The sequence below is a fragment of the Fervidobacterium changbaicum genome (assembly GCF_004117075.1).
GTDB classification, from domain to species: Bacteria; Thermotogota; Thermotogae; order Thermotogales; family Fervidobacteriaceae; genus Fervidobacterium; species Fervidobacterium islandicum.
Genome location: NZ_CP026721.1, coordinates 1,219,618 through 1,236,530, shown reverse-complemented (window position 1 = coordinate 1,236,530; position 16,913 = coordinate 1,219,618). Strand labels below are relative to the sequence as shown.

The window sequence follows — 16,913 nt, the reverse complement described above, 5'->3', positions numbered from 1 at the left end:
GTGGTGAGCAGTATGAGCATAACGAAAATAGAAAAGACTTTGAGACTGGAACATCAAAACTTACGGGCGATTGTCCCCCAGAGAAAAACGATAGATGCACAAGACTACAATGTGGAAGACTTCAAACCCAGCGGAAATAATCTACTCGATGAATGGAGGATAAAAAGGCTTTCCGAATACCTTACGTACAAATTTCCCATGTGGAAGAGAACGGGTTTAAAGAGCATTTCTTTACCAAACGTCTTGCCATACAAAGGTTTAGAATCTCTCGATATCGATGGTTTGAATTTACTCGAATCTCTGGATTTTGAAGGAGCAGATAGAAAATTTGTTCTACTTGCCGACGTTTTCTCTTCGAGTGGGGACTACGTAACTGTCAAAGATGACACCACATTGATAGTCAACGACATCACCCAGTACGATAATATGTTGATCGACGTGCGAAGCGGGGAACTTAATCTTGTAAGAATTGTCGAAAAACCTTTCTTTGTAGGCAATCTCAGAGTGAAAGTCAGAAAGGGTGCGAAGTTTAATCTTTACAATCTTTACTTAGGAAGCAAAGATGACAGTTTACTTATTTCAAATGTTTTCATAGATGTCGAAGATAATTCAAAAACCGTAGTCAAAGATTTCTATTTCGGTGGTAAAATAAATGCTGGATACGTAAGTGTGAGAATAAGTGGTGAAAATGCCTACGCCGATGTGCGTCCTTATTATCTTGGAAGCAGGAAAACGATTATAGACATACTCTATCTCATGAGATTCTACAAACCAAACAGTTACGGAAATGTCGATGCAAAAGGTGTACTCTCTGATGAATCTAAAGTAGTATTCAGAGGCATAATGGATATCATCAGCGGTGCGAAAGAAGTCGAAGCACACCAAAGCAACCATGCAACTTTGGTCTCTCTAAAGGCTAAAGTTGAAGCGATACCAAGTCTTATGGTCGACGAAAACGATGTTGTTGCATCACATGCCGCAAGTAGCTCACCGATAGATGAGAACATGGTATTTTATCTGATGAGCAGGGGTATACCAAGAGAAGATGCGCAGAAGATGATTGTACGCGGGGTCTTTGAGACACTGAAAGATGAACTCAAACGATACAATCTGGAAGGGGTTGTTGAGAATGCGCTCAACGGTGTTCTCGGATGAGGAGTTTTCAAATATACTGAACGATTTTCCTGCACTTAAAAGAAATATCAACGGCAAGAGGTTAGTTTATTTAGATAATGCAGCAAGCACGCTCAAATGCAAATCCGTCATCGAAAAGATGACGGATTTTTACCTTTATCATTATTCCAACATCCACAGAGCTGTTCACACACTCGCAGGTGAGGCAACAGTCGCGTACGAACAAGCAAGGGAAAAAGTGGCCAATTTTTTGAACGCAAGTTCCGAAGAAATCATCTTCACAAGTGGAACAACTATGGGAATAAATTTCTTAGTGAACTCGCTCGTGAAAAGCGGGATTTTGAAAACGGAAGATACTGTATTAATCTCGCAAGTAGAACACCATGCGAATCTCGTACCTTGGGTGAGACTCTCAAAATTCTACGGCTTTAAAGTAGCTTACATAACGGCAGATGAAAAAGGGGTTATCACAAATGAATCAATTTTGAAAACTAAAGAATCTATTCCAAACCCAAAAGTTGTTTCAATTACAGGACAGTCAAATGTTACAGGTCAAGAGATGCCTATAGAGTTGATAAGAGAGACTTTCAAAAATGCAACCTTGATAGTTGACGGTGCTCAGCTTGTACCACATAAAAAAGTTGATGTCAAAAAGTTCGATGTTGATTTTCTCGTGTTTTCAGGCCACAAAATGCTTGGCCCGACGGGAATAGGTGTTCTGTATGGAAAAAAGGCACTTCTTGAACAGCTTGAGCCGTTTTTGTACGGCGGAGAGATGATAGATAAAGTTACATTTGAAGATGTTACATTCAATGTTCTACCGTACAGATTCGAAGCCGGTACTCAACACATCACAGGTGCCGTTGGGCTTGGTTATACGATAGATTATCTGGAAAGTATCGGATTTGAGAAGGTAGAAGAGCACGTTGAAGAGTTATCAAATTACCTGTTAGAAAAGATGATGGAACTTGATTTTGTGGAAATCTACGGACCAATTGATTCTTCTCACAAATCTTTGGTATCATTTAATGTGAAAGGTGTGCATCCGCATGATGTTTCACACATACTCGATGAGAATTTTGGTGTAGCCACAAGAAGCGGGCACCATTGTGCACAACCGCTAATGGGCGTCTTAGCGAAAGGATCAAAGATAGATTTTCCTAACTCAACAGTTAGAGCGAGCGTTTATCTATACAACACGAAAGAAGATATAGATGTCTTAATAGAAGGGTTAAAATACATCCGGAGGTGGTTCGAATGATATACTCTGAATTCATAATGGACTATTCAAAACTAAAGAAATTTCATGGAAAGATAGAAAACGCTCACAAGGTCGAGGAAGGTAAAAATCTTTCCTGCGGTGATGAAGTAACGCTTTATTTTCTTTTTGATGGTGACAAGATCGTCGATGTGAAATTTGAAGGGCACGGTTGTGCGATAAGTCAGGCATCAACAAACGTGATGATAGAACAAATCATTGGAAAAACAAAACAAGAAGCACTTGAAATGATGAAAAACGCAGAGAATATGATGCTTGGAAAAGAATTTGATGAGAATGTTCTTGGACCTATCATAAATTTTTACGATGTGAAGAATTATCCAATGAGGGTTAAATGCTTTCTACTTCCATGGAAAACCCTGGAGATTGCTTTAAAGAATGAATAAACAAAGTGTTCAGTTAATACTCATTCTAAAAAACACTGGAGGTGGAGATGGATGAAGAAGTTTTTCAAGGAGTTCACTGATTTCTTAAAACAGTACAACGTAATTGGTCTTGCTGTCGCAATTATTATCGGTGGGAAACTCAACCAACTTGTTTCATCCCTTGTTAACGACCTTATTACTCCGGCTATTCTTCAGCCGGTACTCAGCAGAATGAAACTCGGAAGTATTCAGGAAATTCAGTGGCATGGCATTTACTGGGGAAAGGTTCTCTCCGCTGCGATAGATTTTCTTATAGTTGCTTGGATTGTTTTCACACTGGTAAAAGCGATGAACAAAGCTGCTGAAAAAGCAAAAGTAGCTGCCGAATTGGCAGCAAAAAAGATAGAAGAAAAGGTGAAAAAAGACTAAGCATTTGCTCTAAAATACACGAAAAGCCCCGAATGACTCGGGGCTTTTGTTTTTCTGTTAGTTGTTAATTTAACCACAATGCCTACCACAGAATGAAAGAAACATACCCCACTGTATAGGAGTAATCTTGTGAGAATTCTGCACTTGTAGTGTGATAGACAAGCTCTGCATGGTTAAACAAGCTTCTTACAACCGCAACAGGTCCGGGACCGCACATGGTTATGTCGTATTTCCTCAGGTCTTCGTAGAGACCTTCCAAGTCATTCGCAAGAATTCGCTGGATGGCAATTTCGTCTTTTTTTATCGTTATTTCGTGCGGGTCGTAATGATTGAAGTCAGACGAAGCAACAACTATCGTGTCCGGGTATTTTTCTAAAATTTTTCTTATTCTTTCCGCAACATAACGCGCTGTAGAAAGCCGTTGGTCCATCATGCAGATTGGAGCGAATTGAAATTCTCCAAATGCATGGATCAACAAAGGTAGCTGAACCTCGATAGAGTGCTCATAGAGATGTGCAGCTTCATCATCAGAAATTAACTTACCATCTATTATCTCATCCGCAATTTCGGTGCTTATTTTGACACTTCCATTTGGAACATACCATTCACCCTCTCGCCAAACGGAAACAGCAGCGCCATAACCTGTATGGTTCGGACCAAGAATGATGATATTTCGCGGCCTTCCAAATTCAATTGCTCTCCTAATGCCTAATCCTGCGGTTTTCCCACTGTATACATAACCTGCATGTGGCAAAATAAGACCTATGGGTTGGCTCAGGTAATTCTTTGGTTTTTCATTACCTACAAAAGCTTCGCATACACTAGCTAGTTGGTTCGGAGTTCCCGGATAAAACTTTCCAGCAACCACTGGTCTTCTGTTCATTTCAGTCACCTTACTTTCGAGTAAACTTAATTGAAAAGCCACTCGCTTATAGTATACCACAATTTTTCTTTCAAATAGGCTTTTTTCATTAAGAAAGCGCCGGATGTTTTTTACCGGCGCTTTGAAAGTCTTTTTTAGTTATTGTTCTATTATCTTAGCTGTTAGGAAGATCACAATGTTCCTTTGCTCTATTTTTTCCTGCGTACCTTTGAAAAGCCACCCGATAATAGGCAGGTCACCGAGTATCGGGATTTTCCACTCCGATTTGCTTATTTCCTCTCGGGCAAGGCCACCAAGGATAAGCGTTTGACCATCTTTTAGTGTGATTTTAGTTGATGCTTCTCTCTTGTTCTGTTTTGGTAGCCCGCTGATGACTACAGAGTAATCGAAGTTTCCTACAGAGGTAAACAAGTCGAGATCTATTGTATCATCAAGGTTCACGCTAGGAGTTATTTTGAGTTCTATACCAGCTTCCAGGTAAGTCACGCTTTGTTGACCTTGCTGACTTACTATTACGGGTATGGAATCACCTATAAATATTCTTGCTTGCTCACCACTCTTGGCTATTATGTTAGGACTTGCTAAGAGTTTGCCCGTTCCATATGTCCCATATGGGATCTGCACGTTACTGCCCGATGTTTTGATTTGAATCTGAGCTTCGTCAACTATTTTGTTCCAAAGAGCCTGCAAATCCAAAAAGTCGACGATCTTGAATTTCAAGCTAAGTCCTCCTGTTCCTATCGATACGTAATCAGCTGAGCTCAAAATCGTTGTGATATCAAATCCAAGACTGTTCAACAAAGCTTCGTCGACGACTTTCGCTTCGATAGAAACAACCCTCACTTTGGAAACTTTTTCTATAACGTTCCTGATATCGTCAACGTTTTTCGGATCCAGATCGTAGGCAATTATTATTCCAGCGTCTGTATTCACCAAAGCTTTTCCTCCGTAGAACTCTATGAGTTGTTTAACCCTATCAGCTCCGCGTGTGACGTTGAACGTATATGTGGTCTTCGTCTTAGTGGCTTCGGGCGTAGTATCTACGACGTAAACATTTCCGGATTTCTTTAAAGCAACGCCGTAATTTAAGAGTATGGAAGTGAATGTGTCAAAATCAATGTTTGAAATCGACATTGTTGCAGTAGTAGTTATCGGTTTTGCGAAGATTACAGAGTATCCGAAGCTTTCAAAAACAGACCTAATAACACTACCCAACGGTTCGTTATCTATTTTCACGCTAATTTTTCCATCCCTTACCGCAACTTTTGAATCACTCTTCGCAACAGGTTTTGAGACGTACACCACATTACCAATTTCTCTGAAACTAACCCATTCTGAAAAGACATCCTTAAAAGTTTCGTAGTCTATGTTATTCAAACTCACAGAGAATATCCTTGCTTGAACATTATCGATTTTGTAAGATTTTCCAAGCTTGGAGAGTACTTGAGAAACTATATCAGTTACATCTTTGTTCGAAGCGTTGATAGTTATTAGTCCTTCTTTAACTACAACTTCTCCCGGCTGTGCAAGTTGAGATACTGCTTGTTGCTCTCGAACAGATGTTTGTTGAGGAAGATTTGAATAAATCAAGTAAACCTCATCTGTTTGTTTATAGCTAACACCAAACGTTTGTAAGTACTCCAAAAAGCTTTTAAAATCTGGTACTAACAATCTCAAAGTAACGTTGGTTTTTAGTTCGTCAGCCAAAATAACTTGTTCTTTCAATATGTTACTTACCTTCATTATTATTTCCGCTAAATTCTTGTTTGAAACTTCTATCAGCAATTTACCATTTATGACGTTGTACTCACTATCAATATTGAACTGCATTATCTCCTTTTCTATATTATCAAGGCTCTCCTTTTTACCTATCAAATATACTTTATCACCAACCTTGTAATATTTAACATCTGCATCGTAAACTGAAATGATCGTCTCAATATCCTTTGGTTCAAGTTTCGTTGTTAAAGACCTTAACTCAAGCTGCGTCGAGAAACCACTCACAAAGCTCTTCACACTTGCAATCTGTTCTTTAGTTCCGTAGACTATATAACCAGCTTTGACTTTATAGGTTTTAACGCCGTACAACTCTTTTATAATGTTGTCCAAAGCATCGTCGTAATTCAACAACTCGTACTTGAGTTCAGGATATTGAGAGAGTCTTTCTAACTCCGATTTCAATTTGGCTACTTCTTCTTTCTTGCCTTTTAAATAAACAATGTCACCGACTTGGATTGCTTCTGCTTTCAAGCCAAGCAAGTCACGAAGCTTGGTCATATCTTCAGTCTTCACGTTACCACTAACTCTTAGCGTATCTATAACCATCGAGCCTTTCTCTTCATCGAAAATGGCTATCTCTTTTTGAATTTTATCAAGGCTCTCCTTTTTACCGATTAAGTACAGATTATCACCTATCTTGTAGTGTTTCACCGTGCTATCGAAAATCTCTTTTATCATCCTTATGTAGTTTTCCTCTACACTGGTTGTAACCACTCTGACCTCTTCGTCTACCCTTATCTGACCAAGGAAAGTTTTTACATTTTGTATCTGCTCCTGAGTTCCGTAGACTATGTATCCGAATTTCGTTTTGTAAGTTTGTACACCATAGAGTTTTTTCAAGACTTCATCTAAACTGTCATCGTAACTAAGAACTTCGTATTTCATCTCCGGTGACTTGGTCAGCCTGTTAATTTCTTTGATTAGTTTTTCTATTTCTTCTTTACTCCCTTTCAGATAAGCGGTATCACCAACTATCTCCACTTTAACGTTCAACCCCATAATTGTACTCAGCTTTTCCAAATCTTCCTTTTTCAAAGTGCCGGAAAGATTTAGGGATACCAAGTCAGACTGGAGGCTAAGTGATTTCAAGTATGCAGCAGCCCTTAGCGCATTTTCCGTAAGCCCAGATACCACTGCTTTTCCAAGATCTTGGAAGTATGTCACATCAGCGTTGTAAACCTTTTTGACATAATCGATGTGGGAAGTAGAAAGTGAAATCTGAACAGGAACTATGAAGTTTTCAACTGTCAAGTTTTCTAAAAATTGCTTTGCACTAAGTGCTTGGGAACCATAGATAAGTAATGCGTTTGAGAGTTCGTAAACCTCAACTCCATAAAGCTTCTTTACAACTTCAAACGCATTTTCATCGTATTTACCGCTTAGGATAATTATGTTCTTACCAAAACCTTCCCTGATGTTTTTAACCTTTTCTTGAACTTTTGAAGCTTCCTGCTTTGGCACTGTAAAGATCCAATATCCATCGGTAGAGAGACCCACCGTGTACCCTGTAAGTTTTTCCATTACATCTTTTGAAGGATCAGACGGGTCTGCCTTTAAAATTACTGTCGTTAAATTTTCTTCTACTGCTTTTTTTAACCGTTCTATCTCCTTTATCTTCCCTTTAACGAGCTTTGAACCATCCGAGAAACTTTGTAATACATTTACATTAAAGGCTTTCAAAAAAACATCATCGACCTTAACCGTTGCGGTTGTAGTTCCCATTAAATTTACAAGTTCAAGAAATTCCTTATATTTTTTCTCGCTGACAAATAAAGTTACATATACGGTGTTATCGTACGACTTGAGAATGTAATCAACTTCCGGTATGTCTAAATAACTCAAAGTGGTTTTTACAAGCTCTTCCGGCACATCTGTTAGTGTAACCTTCCAAGGTTGTGAAATAACTGGGTCTTGAAGAAAGCTTTTTACTACGCTTTCATAATCAGCAGGAACATAAAGTTTATCTCCAATAACTTGGATACCCACATCTTTGTAAAGTAATCTGAGGAATTCAGCAACGCGCTGAGGATACTCAGAAATAAACGTCTTGTATTGTGTTTCTAGTGTTGGATTTCGTGCAGGTTTCAGTGTTCTTATCATTTCCTCGGCTTTGTCCCAATCGACCCCTGAAAGGGCAACTTTCTTTATCTCCGGGAGGATAACAAAATCAAAGTCGTAGATTTTTCTCAGTTTTGACAAGAATTCTTCGAGTTCTTTGTCGTCAGATGAATAATCTATGTAATACCACGGAAGTTTGGGTTCTGTTTTCTTAGTTAGTTCACTTGCAGCTAAGCCTATAGCTGATGCGAGTATTTTGTATTGATTAACCCCACCATATGTAAATAACTTAGATTTATCCGACATAGGTTGGACATATATACTTTCCACAAACATCTTACTTAACTCTTCAACAGACACCTTGCCACCAGGAATCTGGAAGTTAAGTGCAAAGGTTCGTTCAATATCTTCCTGAGCCCCAATATACAAAGTTTGATCTTCAGCGTAAGCATAAGACAAACCTGTAAGAGTCAGGAGATTTCTCAAAATTTGTTCTATGCTCGAGTTGTTGGCCTTTGTATTTACAAATTTTCCCTTAGCGCTATCGTACAAGACAAGATTTATCCCAAAGAATTCCGCCAAATCTTTGAAAGCAACTTCGCTCTTAAGGTTTGTAAAATTCGCTGTCATTCTTTTTGTGGAAGTACTTAAAGGTAATCTAATATACAATTTTGATCCCGTAACATTGTACGTTGCACTAACGGGGGTAATTGTGTACACAAAAATATTTAAAGCACCACGAAACGGTATCACTTGGACACCTTCGACTGTTTCTGCATTCACAGGTAGATAAATAGGACTTATGCATGTATCATTTACCACTAAGAAATGGACGGTCTTACTTCCGTTTTTTGAATAGTACTGAACCGTCGGGGATTTTGTGAAGGACGCTATGACCACTATCTCACTTGAGGTCTTAACATATGTAAGGTCTGTAAGTTCTGCAAAGGAACTTGAGAAAAGAAAAAAAAGAAAAACAGTAATTAGAATTGAGGAAGTCTGCAATCTCTTCAAAGCTTTATCCCCCCTATTGATCAAAAATTATTCTTTGCTAACTCCTATCTTTTTTATTTTACCATCTGTTGTATCCAAAACAACCAAATGCTTGCTACCGATGTATATAACCTTGTATTTTGCATCGATCAACTCATCGCTAAGCCAAGATCTAGTTTCACCATTCAACGTAAGATACAATTTAGTTATTTTCGATTTTCCATCTCTGATTTCCAAGTAACCGTGATACTGAATGTTATCTGAAGTTATGTCTTCAATGAACACTGAAGAACTTTTGGATTCTAGATCTCCAGCAACTCCACTGAGCAAACTTACAAGATCCACAAAGTATGGTTCAAAAACGTTTGGAACGTTTACCTTGTATTCAACTAGTGAAGCTAGCTCTGTAATACTTAAATTCGTTTGGCTGGGAAAACTCATAGTTGCTGAAGTAGTTTCACGCGCCGAAGAAATATCACCGGAGTTCTGACTACTGGCTGCATTATTACTCGTTGAATTAGATAAGTTTGTCTGAGAAATCGCCTGTTGTGTCGCTTGATTTAAAGATCCAGACGATGGTTGTGGACTGGACTTTTTTGGCCCGTAATTTATATACAAAACAACGATAGCAATGCCCCATATAGCCACAGCTAATACAAGAAGTATTATAGTCCTCTTATTCAATGCCATCTATTCTCCCCACCCTCATTTCCTGCTCTTACTCGGAACTACGAATGATCAATGTATATTTCACAGCAGTCTTTTTAAATGCTAATGGTTCATTGAAAGATGACTTTATAACCAAGTAATCTATTGCCAGCACCTTCTCAGAAAGAAGTTCCTCCAGCTTAGCTTTAAGTTCAGCGGAAGTCATTTCGTCATCAGCAAAGGTCCCTTGGATATTGTAAATTAGCGATCTGACTTTTTCTAGCTGTTTACCCTGTTCTTCCAATTGCGATACTGTGCGGTATACATTTCTTATTTCAGAAAACTTCTGTTCAAGCTTAGAAATATACGAATATGTTTTGTTGGAAAAATAAAGAAAGCTACCAGCAAGTGACAGGATTAGCGTAAGAATGGAAATAGTTACCGCCACTTTTCGTGGTATCAGTATCATTTCATACCCTCCCAGATATAGTGGTAGTACTTTAAATCTCCCAGAAAGTTTCTCTGTTCCATTAAAGAGACATTTACATCTTTGTAGAATCTTCCCAAGTCATTGTAAACCGTTGAGGTACTGATTTGGGTTTCCGTACCGTATTCATAGAACTCCAAGTAAAATTTTTGCCCGTCGTAAAGCACCCCTGTTAAAAAGTAGCTATTTGTGCTTGATGATACATACTTCAAAAACCTGCGCAGGAAGTACGTATCTTTGTACTTTTCAATTATATAACTTCTGATTCCCTCATTCACGGTTCTTAGTTGAGATTCCTTGCTTTTTAAAGAGGATAGTAGATTCTCTACTTGGGTATCTAAGCTTTTCAAATCCGCAGTTGAGAGATTGTTAAAAACCTCGGGGTAATTAACTAACAACTTTGAAACTTTTTGCTCCTTAAGAAAATATGAGGCTGAAAAGAACGAAATAGAAGGCACGAGCGATATTACCAAGAGTACAAGAAAAGAACTTAATTTCAAAACTCTCTTCCTACCAGGTGATAGATTTAACCTTTCCAAGTTCTAATCCCCCCCTGTATAGAAGGCCAAGGTCTGCTATGGTTAGCTCTGCATGTGGCCGGAATGAAAATACAGCCTCAGAGAGTTTTGACTTGAAATCCGAGTTAGTAGATAAAAGCGCCTCTTTGAGAACGGTCGATCGACATACCAATGAAATTCCGTCGATCATTTCTAAACTAAGCTTTTCCAGTTCCGTTGTATTGATTGTGATTATCACTTCTCTGTTTATTATCGCCAATATGTCGTAAATTATGCTTCCTACTATCCTTTTAGCGTATCCTATCAGTTCTTCGTTACCACTGTTTTCAATTTCAAAAAGTTCAAACCCTGTTTCTTCTTTAATCAAGTGGTTCACTTCGTTCAACGAAAAATCAATCATCCTAACGTTCAGAATATTCTCGCCGTTCATAATCACTATACCAGAGCTGTACTCACTGAGCACAATGTAAATCCATCTACCCGGAAGCTTCTTGGCAATCAACAGCTCGGCAATGATATTTGGATAAGCGACATCAGGTATGAAATCAATATTGTACGAACTGAGGTACCTGAAGAAATCTGTCCTTTTCAAAAAGAAGGTCAAACACTTTCCAAAGAGTGAAGGAATGCACGACACGATCAAATCTTCACTAAGGTTGTAAATTCTCCTGATTTCTAATTCAGCAGCTCTGATACGGTCCTTTTCTTTCTTCGTCGGTGGTAATTCTAAGAATATCATTTGTATAATATCCCACGGCACATTTACGACTGTTATATCTTCTGGATCAGGTAGAATGAACTGTGGATAATAGCTTTTTATTCTAAGCTTACCTCCGCGGTATTTTGCAACTGCAGTGTTAATTTGCCCGTCGTTCAGACTATAAGCCACTACTCTGTTCGAAAGAATGCCCAAAATTACTTTGCACCTCCTGAAATTTTAATAATTATAGGCTCAACAGCTACTCCTGAGTATTTACCACCTTTTACCCACCTGAAAGAGTCAACCACGATCCCAGAAAGGCTGTTCTCTGAAACTCTGTAAAACTCCATCATATTAATCGTGGCGACTCGGCAATAGCTTCCCTTGTAATCTTTATACAGCTGGGATTTCCACAGACCAGCATAGATCGCCGTTTCTACATACTCTTTATTTAAATCAACGTCTGCCATTTTTGAGATACTGACTGAAAGAGCAACAAAAACCAAACTTAAGATTAGCAGAACAACCATTAACTCGATAAGGTTCAAACTTAATCACCTTACCAGCAAATTCTACCTACCAAACTGCCCCTGCATCTGGAATATCGTTGAGTACATTGTAAAAGCAATAAATGCGATAAACAAACCAACAAATGCGATCATCATAGGCTCGATAAGGTTAACAAGCTTTTTTGTATCTGCCAATATCTCTTCTTCGTAAAAATCAGCAACTTTTTCCATGACAACATCTAACTTACCAGTTTGCTCGCCCGTTCCAACCATTTCGTACACTATCTGTGGAAAAATACCTGCCCTTTTAAGACTCTCTTTTAGACTACTACCAGCTTTGACTTCATCAATAACTTTCGAAATAATCGCTAAAAACCTGGGATTATTTGAAGCTTTTGCAGCCATATCCAAAGCATTAACCATTGGAACACCGCTACCAATGAGAACCCCAAGTGTCCTTGTAAATCGTTCGTTGGCCATTTTGAGCCTTAACTTCCTAATAGGCGGAATTAATCCTCCAATGAATTCCTTAACGTACGCACCGTACACAGTATCTAAGAAAAATTTCAATCCGACACCGATTCCAATAACAATAGGCAGAAGTATGTACCATTTCTTAGTGAAAATATAGTTCAGTTTCATAAGCATTCCCAATACTCCACCTTGAGGTGTTGCACCAAAGACAGAGATAAGCTTTGGTAAAATAAATACAGAAATCACAATAACAACTGCGACTGCAAACCCGAGAATAAACATAGGATAAGCCATCGATGATTTTACCTGCTCTCTTAATCTATTGATACCCTCGTAGTAATTCGCAATTTTTTTCATCGTTACGTCCAGTACACCGCCCTCTTCACCAGCGCGGACCATGTTTACAAATATCGAATCAAATACTCCCTGCCTTTCAAGGGCGTCAGAAAACGACATACCACCTTTCATGTCGGAAGCAATTTCTTTAAGTATGTTTCGAAACTTCCTTGAAAACACTTCTTGTTCTGATAAAGTCATTATCGCATCAACGAGTCTCAAACCAGCGGAAATCATAGTTTCCAACTGTCTTGCAAAAAGAACTATATCTTTCAACCTTACCTGAAAAACCGTTTTCTTTTTCGGAACATTACGCCCAGGTTGAACTGTGCGTACGCTTGAGCTTTTCTGACCCTTTTCAGCCTTTTCAACAATATCTGTAACCAGTATCCCCTGCTCCTTGAGCCTATCAAGTGCTTCCTTTATATTATCAGCTTGGACAATTCCTTTCAATTTTCTACCGCTTCGGTCTATGCCTTTATATTGATAAACCAAATCAACTCACCAACCTTTCGCACGGATTGTGGATAAACGCAAATCTTCGAAAATCGTGCCCTTGTGCAAGAAGACCTTTCTGTCACATAGATCTTCGAAGAGCTCGGGCTCATGCGTAGCTATAAGGAATCCCTTTCCATTTTGCTTAAATTTCTTAAGTATTTCTCTAACCGAAAGCACGCCTTGGAGGTCCAATCCTGCAGTTGGTTCATCGAAGATGAGAAACTCAGGTTTATGCAACAAAATAGAAGCAATAGCCACCTTTCGTTGCTCTCCGCCAGATAACCGAAAGGGTGATTCTTTGAGGACACTTTTTCTCAAACCAACGAGCTCAAGAACTTCTTCAATATCGTTTTGAGTAAACGGGACTTGAAAATTCTTTGCAGCGTATGTGAGCTCTTGCTCCACCATTTCACTGAAGAATTGACGTTCTGGTATCTGAAATGCTACTCCGAACTTCTTACGATATTCGTAAGGATACAAAAAAGGGTCTTTACCATCATAGGATAAAGAACCTCTAGAGGGTTTTATTAGTAGGTCTATCAGATAAATCAACGTTGTTTTACCGGAACCAGTGTTTCCAACAAGTAAAATGCTCTCGTTTGATGAAAAAGAAAGATTTATTTCTCTGAGAGCTACTCTTTCAATATCCGTACTCTCTTCGAAAATCACAGAGACTTCCTTTAACTCTATCAACATCTTTGTCCACTCACCAATTCGCAAGCTTTATTACCGACTTCCAGATTTTATTCTTTCCTTGATAAATAAATCCGAATCCCGCCTTCCTTCCAAATATCCTCAGCATTTCCAAAAATATCTTTCATGTAGTTTCTAATCCTTTCTCCTCCTTTGTTGTGATAGGCAACCAACTGGAGTGTCCCTCCGGGTTTTAGATGTTCATATGCTCCAGAAACAAGATCCATCCACACCTTCTTACCAGCGACAATCGGTGGGTTAGCGATTATGTGATCAAAAACCATCCCAGACCATGGTTCGTACAGACTTCCATGTCGTATATCTGCATCTATATTGTTGTCTTTGGCGTTTATCTTCGCAAATTCAACCGCCCTTTTGTTAATATCCGACATGAATATTTCTATTTGAGGATTTTCCTTTTTAAGAACAATGCCTATCACCCCATATCCGCAACCTATGTCTAAAACCTTCCCACTTACTGGAGCGTGGTGATTAATGAGTATCTGGGTCGCTTTATCGACATCTCCAAAAGAATAAACCCCTGAGGGACTTTTAAACGTGTATATGTGCCCGCTCTTCAGTTTAAGTTGTACCTCTCTAACTTTTAAAGGAGTTTGAGGTTCTTCAACGTAATAATGTTCGAAATGTTCAGAATTTTGCAAACTGTGACCTTTTTTGTTTATTTTATCTTTTTCGTTCATTTTTTCACCTCCGTTTTATACGCTTAGCAAATCAATACGTAGCAAAAACCCTTTTCTCGTAAATTTTTTCTTGAGCTTTTGAAATTAATGTATTGAAGTCTTTACCATCTGTTCCATATTCAACTGTGCTTATTTGGATTTCGATATTCAGACCAGATTTCGTAGCGAAACCTGATACTTTCTCCTGAATTCTTTTGATCAGTGATTTGGGGTTCTCTTTGGAAAGTGTTAGTATTATAAATTCATCGCCATTTGTTCTCCCAACTATGTCACTTTTCCTACAAGATTTTGTGATTATTTTCGACAATTTAAGAATCAAATCGTCTCCAAATTCGTATCCATACATTCTGTTAATCTTCTCGAATTCCTTTATATCTATATACACCAGGTACAACTTCGTAGGGAGACGTTTTGTTATTTCCGAGTATTTTTCGAAGTACTGCGATAGAAATTTCAAGTTGGGAAGATAAGTCAGTTTATCGAAAAGGTTGATCTTTTCAAGTTCAGAGTTCTTCTCTTTTACCATATCAATTAATTCAAATCGCTCAACAACGATGGAGAGTAAGTTGCCCATCAACTCGGCAACACTTTCAAATCCAGTTTCCGCAAATATATTTTCGTGATCCCAGGTGTCCAAATTAAAGAAACCAACAATTTTCCTTTGAGATCTAATGGGAATGGAAATGAAAGCCTTTATATTATCTATGCTTTGAGCCTTTTCTTGAATGTGCTTCTCATTTTCGTTTAATTTCCTTGCAAGTTCCTTAATGATATCAACACTTCTACGTTTGATCACGTAGACGTGCTTAAATCTTCTCATGACCATCTCATGTGGAGCGAATGTGACGTTTTTTAGAATATCGTAATCATGGTTATAAGCAGCCAAATAGAAAAATCTTCCATCGCTGTCCTGCCATAGGACGCTTCCACTGTGGACAAAGCTGAGATTATCAACGGCTATTTTAAGAAGTCGCTCAAAGTCCCTTTTCTTTAGCGGAGTCGATCTATCTCTAATCGTATCCATCAGATACTGACTAAAAAGCAAGTACGTATTATTGATTTCATTCTTCAGCTCTCTTGTTTCCTTTTTTCGAGCCATTCTTATCACTCTCCGCGAAAAAATTAACAAACGAGATTATTAGAAAATAGAATAAAATGAGTACAGCTATGAGTGACAGGTAACCCGTAATACCGACCCTTATCGCTGTCAAGAAATTCTCATTCACCATACTCTCATCTCCCGTCACTTATCGACTAAAAGTTTTCACAAATTGCTTACCAGTGCAATCAGTATTCCACCGGCCAAGACGGACCCTATCTGACCAGCAACGTTTGCACCAACTGCATACATCAAAAGGTAATTTGTCGGGTCCTCTTTTCTACCGAGTTGATGAATGACTCTCGCAGACATTGGAAAAGCAGAAATTCCAGCTGCTCCAAGCATTGGATTAATCTTGTTTTTAAGAAAGAGATTGAGAAACTTTGCAAAAAGAACTCCACCAGCCGTATCAAAGACAAAAGCCACGATACCAAGAAGCATTATGTAAAGTGTTTGAGGTTTGAGAAATTTGTCTGCCGTCATTGTAGAACCTATAGATAATCCAAGAAAGATAGTAACAATGTTCGCCAGTTCTGTTTGAGCTGTTTTTGCGATGGAATTCAACACGCCACATTCTCTTAACAAATTACCAAACATCAAAAAACCAATTAGTGCCGCAGCACTTGGAGCTATCAAACTTGCAACAATGGTAACCAATATAGGAAAGACTATCTTGACTCTTTTGCTTATCCTAAGACTTTTCGGAGACATTTTTATCTTTCTTTCTTCCTTGGTGGTTAAAGCTTTTATGACTGGTGGTTGAATTATAGGCACAAGCGACATGTAAGAATAAGCAGCAACCGAGATAGGGCCAAGCAATTCTTTTGCAAATCTTCCAGCAACGTATATCGAGGTAGGACCATCCGCAGCACCTATTATCCCTATCGAAGCGGCTTGCTTGATATCGAACCCCAAAAGCGTCGCAACAACCATCGTAGCAAATATACCAAATTGAGCAGCTGCACCAAAAAGGAACATAATTGGATGCTCGAGCAGTGGCCCAAAATCAATCATCGCACCAACTGCAATGAATATCAATAATGGAAAAATTTCTGTTATAATACCTATGTCGAAAAATACGTTTAAAACACCACGGTGCAGAACACCATCTATCCACTGATCTATAGCGGAGGAAAACGGAATATTTACTAATATCGTAGAAAAACCAATGGGGACTAAGAGCGCAGGTTCGTATTCCTTAGAGATGGCGAGATAAATTAGAAAGAGCCCTATTGCTACCATTGTAACATTTCCAAAGTTCAAAGCGAGTACTCCATTTAAGAGCTCTTGCAACGCAAACACCTCCAAAGGGCTTCTGTGTAATGTCATT

The 16,913-nt window shown here is 38.6% G+C and carries 17 protein-coding genes; 4 read left to right on the top strand and 13 right to left on the bottom strand.

Annotated features, from left to right (window positions below; genetic code table 11):
- Positions 1–12 precede the first annotated feature (12 nt).
- From CBS1_RS05820 to mscL, 4 genes are read left to right on the top strand one after another with little or no spacing between them, the layout of a single operon-like run.
- A complete protein-coding gene (locus CBS1_RS05820; RefSeq protein ID WP_090222077.1) occupies positions 13–1,155 on the top strand; it encodes a SufB/SufD family protein in 1,143 nt (380 codons plus the stop codon).
- Complete coding sequence (locus CBS1_RS05815) at positions 1,130–2,395, top strand: SufS family cysteine desulfurase (protein WP_090222076.1); 1,266 nt, start codon at positions 1,130–1,132, stop codon at positions 2,393–2,395. The genes CBS1_RS05820 and CBS1_RS05815 overlap by 26 nt, the downstream gene beginning before the upstream one ends.
- Positions 2,392–2,799, top strand: a complete 408-nt coding sequence (gene sufU, locus CBS1_RS05810; protein WP_033192211.1) for a Fe-S cluster assembly sulfur transfer protein SufU — start codon at positions 2,392–2,394, stop codon at positions 2,797–2,799. Before CBS1_RS05815 ends, sufU begins: the two co-directional genes overlap by 4 nt.
- A 51-nt stretch (positions 2,800–2,850) precedes the next feature.
- A complete protein-coding gene (mscL, locus tag CBS1_RS05805; protein ID WP_033192210.1) occupies positions 2,851–3,207 on the top strand; it encodes a large conductance mechanosensitive channel protein MscL in 357 nt (118 codons plus the stop codon).
- A gap of 82 nt (positions 3,208–3,289) precedes the next feature.
- Here the strand turns inward: mscL and amrB are convergent, their stop codons facing one another.
- The 13 genes from amrB to CBS1_RS05745 all read right to left on the bottom strand — a co-directional run bounded on the left by amrB (position 3,290) and on the right by CBS1_RS05745 (position 16,885).
- Positions 3,290–4,090, bottom strand: coding sequence for an AmmeMemoRadiSam system protein B (gene amrB, locus CBS1_RS05800; RefSeq protein ID WP_090222074.1), 801 nt, complete (start codon positions 4,088–4,090; stop codon positions 3,290–3,292).
- Positions 4,091–4,228: 138 nt separating this feature from the next.
- Positions 4,229–8,941 carry a type II secretion system protein GspD gene (locus CBS1_RS05795; RefSeq protein ID WP_090222073.1) on the bottom strand — a complete coding sequence of 1,571 codons (4,713 nt, stop codon included), beginning with the start codon at positions 8,939–8,941 and terminating at the stop codon, positions 4,229–4,231.
- Positions 8,942–8,968: 27 nt separating this feature from the next.
- The gene (locus tag CBS1_RS05790) at positions 8,969–9,610 is read right to left on the bottom strand and encodes a hypothetical protein (protein ID WP_090222071.1); all 642 of its coding nucleotides are present in this window, start codon (positions 9,608–9,610) and stop codon (positions 8,969–8,971) included.
- A 28-nt stretch (positions 9,611–9,638) separates the two neighbouring features.
- Complete coding sequence (locus CBS1_RS05785) at positions 9,639–10,037, bottom strand: hypothetical protein (protein ID WP_090222070.1); 399 nt, start codon at positions 10,035–10,037, stop codon at positions 9,639–9,641.
- A complete protein-coding gene (locus CBS1_RS05780) occupies positions 10,034–10,594 on the bottom strand; it encodes a hypothetical protein (protein WP_090222068.1) in 561 nt (186 codons plus the stop codon). Before CBS1_RS05780 ends, CBS1_RS05785 begins: the two co-directional genes overlap by 4 nt.
- Positions 10,566–11,486 carry a hypothetical protein gene (locus tag CBS1_RS05775; protein WP_090222066.1) on the bottom strand — a complete coding sequence of 307 codons (921 nt, stop codon included), beginning with the start codon at positions 11,484–11,486 and terminating at the stop codon, positions 10,566–10,568. Before CBS1_RS05775 ends, CBS1_RS05780 begins: the two co-directional genes overlap by 29 nt.
- A 2-nt stretch (positions 11,487–11,488) precedes the next feature.
- Positions 11,489–11,821 carry a type II secretion system protein gene (locus CBS1_RS05770; RefSeq protein WP_033192203.1) on the bottom strand — a complete coding sequence of 111 codons (333 nt, stop codon included), beginning with the start codon at positions 11,819–11,821 and terminating at the stop codon, positions 11,489–11,491.
- Between the two features lie 24 nt (positions 11,822–11,845).
- The gene (locus CBS1_RS05765; protein ID WP_090222064.1) at positions 11,846–13,087 is read right to left on the bottom strand and encodes a type II secretion system F family protein; all 1,242 of its coding nucleotides are present in this window, start codon (positions 13,085–13,087) and stop codon (positions 11,846–11,848) included.
- A 6-nt stretch (positions 13,088–13,093) separates the two neighbouring features.
- Positions 13,094–13,786: an energy-coupling factor ABC transporter ATP-binding protein gene (locus CBS1_RS05760; protein ID WP_090222062.1), complete on the bottom strand. Its 693-nt coding sequence runs from the start codon at positions 13,784–13,786 to the stop codon at positions 13,094–13,096.
- Positions 13,787–13,833: 47 nt separating this feature from the next.
- Positions 13,834–14,484: a class I SAM-dependent methyltransferase gene (locus CBS1_RS05755; protein WP_052107217.1), complete on the bottom strand. Its 651-nt coding sequence runs from the start codon at positions 14,482–14,484 to the stop codon at positions 13,834–13,836.
- Between the two features lie 31 nt (positions 14,485–14,515).
- Positions 14,516–15,583 (bottom strand): sensor domain-containing diguanylate cyclase, encoded by a 1,068-nt coding sequence (locus CBS1_RS05750; protein ID WP_090222060.1) that lies wholly within the window; start codon positions 15,581–15,583, stop codon positions 14,516–14,518.
- A complete protein-coding gene (locus CBS1_RS10340) occupies positions 15,546–15,713 on the bottom strand; it encodes a hypothetical protein (RefSeq protein ID WP_164969247.1) in 168 nt (55 codons plus the stop codon). Before CBS1_RS10340 ends, CBS1_RS05750 begins: the two co-directional genes overlap by 38 nt.
- A 35-nt stretch (positions 15,714–15,748) precedes the next feature.
- Positions 15,749–16,885, bottom strand: a complete 1,137-nt coding sequence (locus CBS1_RS05745) for a sodium ion-translocating decarboxylase subunit beta (protein ID WP_456263882.1) — start codon at positions 16,883–16,885, stop codon at positions 15,749–15,751.
- Between the last annotated feature and the right edge of the window lie 28 nt (positions 16,886–16,913).

Bases quoted from the DNA above. Each gene is read 5' to 3' on its own strand.
- CBS1_RS05785 (WP_090222070.1), bottom strand. From the start codon at position 10,037: ATGATACTGATACCACGAAAAGTGGCGGTAACTATTTCCATTCTTACG.
- CBS1_RS05790 (WP_090222071.1), bottom strand. From the start codon at position 9,610: ATGGCATTGAATAAGAGGACTATAATACTTCTTGTATTAGCTGTGGCT.
- CBS1_RS05750 (WP_090222060.1), bottom strand. From the start codon at position 15,583: ATGGCTCGAAAAAAGGAAACAAGAGAGCTGAAGAATGAAATCAATAAT.
- amrB (WP_090222074.1), bottom strand. From the start codon at position 4,090: ATGAACAGAAGACCAGTGGTTGCTGGAAAGTTTTATCCGGGAACTCCG.
- CBS1_RS10340 (WP_164969247.1), bottom strand. From the start codon at position 15,713: ATGGTGAATGAGAATTTCTTGACAGCGATAAGGGTCGGTATTACGGGT.
- CBS1_RS05755 (WP_052107217.1), bottom strand. From the start codon at position 14,484: ATGAACGAAAAAGATAAAATAAACAAAAAAGGTCACAGTTTGCAAAAT.
- CBS1_RS05815 (WP_090222076.1), top strand. From the start codon at position 1,130: ATGCGCTCAACGGTGTTCTCGGATGAGGAGTTTTCAAATATACTGAAC.
- mscL (WP_033192210.1), top strand. From the start codon at position 2,851: ATGAAGAAGTTTTTCAAGGAGTTCACTGATTTCTTAAAACAGTACAAC.
- CBS1_RS05760 (WP_090222062.1), bottom strand. From the start codon at position 13,786: ATGTTGATAGAGTTAAAGGAAGTCTCTGTGATTTTCGAAGAGAGTACG.
- CBS1_RS05820 (WP_090222077.1), top strand. From the start codon at position 13: ATGAGCATAACGAAAATAGAAAAGACTTTGAGACTGGAACATCAAAAC.
- sufU (WP_033192211.1), top strand. From the start codon at position 2,392: ATGATATACTCTGAATTCATAATGGACTATTCAAAACTAAAGAAATTT.